Annotated in this window: 4 protein-coding genes and 4 pseudogenes; 1 reads left to right on the forward strand and 7 read right to left on the reverse strand. The window is 44.9% G+C overall.

Annotated features, from left to right (window positions below; genetic code table 11):
- From VOR_RS17255 to VOR_RS17270, 5 genes and pseudogenes are all read right to left on the reverse strand, one after another.
- Window positions 1–305: pseudogene (locus VOR_RS17255) on the reverse strand (IS66 family transposase); the annotation flags it as partial.
- Between the two features lie 59 nt (window positions 306–364).
- A complete protein-coding gene (gene tnpB / locus VOR_RS19215; protein WP_350303901.1) occupies window positions 365–577 on the reverse strand; it encodes an IS66 family insertion sequence element accessory protein TnpB in 213 nt (70 codons plus the stop codon).
- Window positions 537–662, reverse strand: a pseudogene (gene tnpB, locus VOR_RS19220) (IS66 family insertion sequence element accessory protein TnpB); the annotation flags it as partial. The pseudogene tnpB (VOR_RS19220) and the gene tnpB (VOR_RS19215), both read right to left, overlap by 41 nt.
- A gap of 54 nt (window positions 663–716) precedes the next feature.
- Window positions 717–1,035: pseudogene (tnpA, locus tag VOR_RS17940) on the reverse strand (IS66 family insertion sequence element accessory protein TnpA).
- A 99-nt stretch (window positions 1,036–1,134) separates the two neighbouring features.
- On the reverse strand, window positions 1,135–1,497 hold the full coding sequence (locus VOR_RS17270) for a GNAT family N-acetyltransferase (protein WP_350303902.1): 363 nt from the start codon (window positions 1,495–1,497) through the stop codon (window positions 1,135–1,137).
- 43 nt (window positions 1,498–1,540) lie between these two features.
- Between VOR_RS17270 and VOR_RS17945 the strand changes: the two are divergent.
- A pseudogene (locus tag VOR_RS17945) lies at window positions 1,541–2,869 on the forward strand (IS4 family transposase).
- A 59-nt stretch (window positions 2,870–2,928) separates the two neighbouring features.
- Here VOR_RS17945 and VOR_RS0113290 read toward each other — a convergent pair.
- The gene (locus VOR_RS0113290) at window positions 2,929–3,306 is read right to left on the reverse strand and encodes a YijD family membrane protein (RefSeq protein ID WP_010320185.1); all 378 of its coding nucleotides are present in this window, start codon (window positions 3,304–3,306) and stop codon (window positions 2,929–2,931) included.
- Window positions 3,306–3,947, reverse strand: a complete 642-nt coding sequence (fabR, locus tag VOR_RS0113295; RefSeq protein ID WP_017048583.1) for an HTH-type transcriptional repressor FabR — start codon at window positions 3,945–3,947, stop codon at window positions 3,306–3,308. Before fabR ends, VOR_RS0113290 begins: the two co-directional genes overlap by 1 nt.
- Window positions 3,948–4,039: the final 92 nt, after the last annotated feature.

Consider the following 4,039-nt stretch of genomic DNA (forward strand, 5'->3'; position numbering starts at 1 on the left):
GGTTCTCGATAACTCGATACCTGATTGGGTGAACAAGGTTTCCTGACGATAACTTTCGCCGCTTCACATTCCGTTTCATTGAAGAGGTCACCTTGCGCTTCATCATAAGGCTTTAACGCTTCCGAGCGTGTGGCGAACTGGCGGTCAAGGGCGAGTTTGAACTGTTCGATTAAGGATTGGCAATCTTGTTGCCATTGCGCTTCCTTCTTTTGCAGCGCATTTCTCTCCGACATCAACGCTTTCACCATAGCTTGAAGCTCGGCGATGTCTTGGCTTTCTGGGTTAATATCGGGCATCTTTTTCATGGCATTGATTATACTAAAAACACCACACCAAGGCTTGGTATAACTGACTTTTACCGAAGTTAACTCATTGTAAAGTTCTCTATTTTTATCGGTTTATGGCCGATTATTGTGAAGCCAGATAACAGTCTATCTAAGTCAAATTGAGTCAGGGTGTAGACCTGTTTTTTCTCTTGAGTGGGCCATTTGAATTTGGCTTTTTCGAGCCGTTTGTACCACAGGGCAAAGCCCGTTTTATCCCAGTACAACACTTTGTACTTTGTCGCGTTGTTTATTGGTAAACAGGAATAGCGCACCCGTGCCGAGCGGCAAATCGGTTTCGGACTCGATAATCGCCGCCAGGCCATTGATAGACTTTCGAAAGTCGACACGCTCTTATCAATAGGTAAATATTGGGTACACTGAGCATTCTCTTCATGACAGTGCCCCGATTAGTTCGGCTAAGTAACGGACGGGAGTGCCTTGCGGTACGCTAAGTTCAACGTTATTTATCGATAAGGTCATATTGGCTACGGATGCTTGAGCCATCTGGTAGCGAGTCGTTTTTTCGATAACTTCTGCTTTAACAAAACCACTGATATTGGCTGACTCCGTTGTTTGTAACTGCTGGCGTTTGGCATAAAAGGTAGACAAACTTAGCTCGTTACGCTCACAGAAGACGCTGGGATAGATGACTGGATTGGTATTTTTCAAACAGGGTTTGCCATTCTTTGTTGGTGCGCCGTTTTGCCATTTCAAATCTCCTTGAGGTTGGAGATTTGATCTTATGGCGGACTGAGGATGATTAGAATGTGGGGTTTATGATGCGCTTACGAGCTAACAACGCATTCCGCTAAACTAAAAATAACCGCCTTAACCACGAAAACCAATTTGAACCAAAACAGCCAAGCGTTGGTAGTCCCTCTTGAACCGTTTGTATGAATTTTTCTAAAGCATACGTTTCTAGATTATCGACGTTACCGTAAAGGCTATCTGTTGGTTCTGGAGTCATACCTAACTTTTTGATTATTGCTAAAGAAGGTAAATTTTCTTTCAATGCTACTCCATAAATTTTCGAATGTTTACCTACGCGGAAAGTTTGTTCCAAAACTGCATATGCAGCTTCAAAAACATACCCTTTGCCCTGATAATTAGGAGCTATAGCGTAATGCCGATCAGTTAAGCCAAAAATGATCGGTTGAACGACCCAGCAGATAGCTTATAAAGGCTCTAAGTATTCCCACTTAGAGCTTTTTCTTTTGCAATTAACGACAGCCCTCTCACTCGCCAATGGCTATGCTCCAAATACAGAGCAACTAGGACAACTCAGTGACATTCTGTGTCCAGACTTTATTAATCAGTGTCTTGAAACTTCAGGGGTTGCAACGGTTCGAAAGCGTAGAATCCCTCTTGATATGGCGGTTTGGTCTGTCATTGCTATGTCTCTTTATCGACAAGAACCTCTGTGGAGTATCGTTTCAAAAGCTCAATTGGTGCTGCCTGAAAAACGAGCACTTGTCGCTCCTAGCGCCATCGTTCAGGCGAGACAGAGACTAGGCGAGCAAGCAGTGAAAGAGGTTTTTGTTCAAAGTCAGAAGTTGTGGAATGAAGAGACTCAACATCCTACTTGGGCAGGCTTAAAGCTTCTTGCTGTCGATGGGGTGGTATGGCGAACACCTGATAGCGATGAAAATAGAGACACTTTTAAAGCTCCCTCGAACCAAAACGGCGAAGGAGCTTTCCCTCAAGTCCGTATGGTGTACCAGATGGAGGTAACAAGTCATATGCTCATTGCAAGTGCATTCGATAGCTACAAAACCAATGAAATGGCATTGGCAGAACAACTCATCGAAACGACGCCAGATAACAGCTTAACCCTGTTTGATAGAGGCTTTTTCTCACTAGGTCTACTCAATCGCTGGGCGTCGACAGGCGTTGCTCGCCATTGGTTAATGCCAATGAAGAAAGGCACGTAATATACGACCATCAGCAAGCTCGGTAGAAATGACAAAATAATCCGCTTGCAGTCTAACCCTCAAGCCAGAAAGAAGTTCTCGGATTTACCAGAGTCAGTGATGGTTAGGCTCCTAACCAAAACGATTAAGAGAAAAGAGGTCAATATCCTCACGTCGATGACCGATGCTTTGCGCTACCCTAGCGCAGAAATCGCTGACCTATACAGCCATCGATGGGAAATTGAGGTGGGTTACAGAGAAATGAAATCATCGCTACTTAAGAACCAATTTACCTTACGCAGTAAAAAACCTGAGATAGTACGTCAAGAGCTGTGGGGGCTACTACTGAGCTACAATATCATCCGTTATCAGATGATAAATATGGCAAAACAAATACCGGGGTTACATCCGAATCAGCTGAGCTTCACGACAAGCGCCAATGCCATTATCCACTTAATCCACAGCTTCTGGCTCGAGTCGGCTGGGACGATACCGAAACGAATAAATCAGTTGCTTGAAGAAGCTCCCCACCATGTTCTTCCTGTTAAGCGGGAAGATAGAATGTACCCAAGAGCTATAAAGCCTAAAGCGAAGAAGTACCCTAATAAAAAGAATGCCAGTCAGCTTAACTGACTGGCATTAGCCGCTTTCGGCTCGTTTTTTTAGTTTTGAATCATACTTGTTCTGTGAACTTAGTCGGCGCGATAACGGCCAAGAAAACCCAATTTCCTCCCAACCCAGAGCAGCAATACTAGCAGCACAAGAATGGTGAAAAAGTTAGAACCAGAATCTGGATATTGTGCTTTGATAAATGCCGAATGACCAAAAGCACCGACAAAGAAACAGGCAAGCGCTACCAATGGAAGATCTTCCGCCACCGGATGGCGCAAATATTCTTGATACAACGCCTGCACAGAAAGCACTAATGCAATCAGTGGGAAAATGGAGAACGGAACTTGGCTAACGGTTACCCAAGACAACAAAGCATCGCCGCACATACCTGCGATGAGCGCTAGCACAAGTGTTTTTCTTTCCGAATCACGATGGGTTGTGTTGTTTTCATTCGACATTACTCTATCCCCCCTTTGAGCCGATTACGTTCACGTTCTTTGCGATACCAAAATGCCCCTTTGGCTAGCATTCGCAACTGCATGATCAAACGTTCAGCAAGCTCATCTCGCTCACGTCGATCTAAATCTAAAGCTTCAGCACCGGAGCTGAACACTAAAATAACGGAAGCTTCGGCCTGAGTTAATGCCTCGTCACGGCCCATGCCTGTCGTCATCAAATACTCGGTGAGCTCTGCGGAAAAGTGCTGTATTTCTCGCACTACCGCGGCACGAAACTCGCAAGAAGTACCCGAACGTTCTCGCAGTAATAGGCGAAACACATTGGGACTACTTTCAATAAATTCCATGAAGGTTTCAACCGACGTGCGAATCACACTGCCCTCTTTGACAATGCGCTGCCGTGCTTGGCGCATCAATTGGCGCAGCAGTAAACCGCCTTCATCAACCATGGTTAAACCCAACTCATCCATATCTTTAAAATGTCGATAGAATGAGGTGGGCGCGATCCCGGCCTCGCGGGCCACTTCTCGTAAACTTAAGTTAGAAAAACTCCGATCGGCACTTAATTGGCTAAATGCTGCATCAATCAATGAACGACGTGTTTTTTCTTTTTGTAATGCGCGAATTCCCATCGATTTCATATTCAGTCGCTTCTCTTTTACTATCTGAGCCATACTATAACGTGATTGAGCACGTTGTCTAAGCCACAACATCGCCTCTTGGGACGAAGTAA

The sequence above is a fragment of the Vibrio ordalii ATCC 33509 genome, from assembly GCA_000257205.1.
Classification (GTDB): Bacteria; Pseudomonadota; Gammaproteobacteria; order Enterobacterales; family Vibrionaceae; genus Vibrio; species Vibrio ordalii.

Bases quoted from the DNA above. Each gene is read 5' to 3' on its own strand.
- VOR_RS0113290 (WP_010320185.1), bottom strand. From the start codon at position 3,306: ATGTCGAATGAAAACAACACAACCCATCGTGATTCGGAAAGAAAAACA.
- fabR (WP_017048583.1), bottom strand. From the start codon at position 3,947: ATGAAATCGATGGGAATTCGCGCATTACAAAAAGAAAAAACACGTCGT.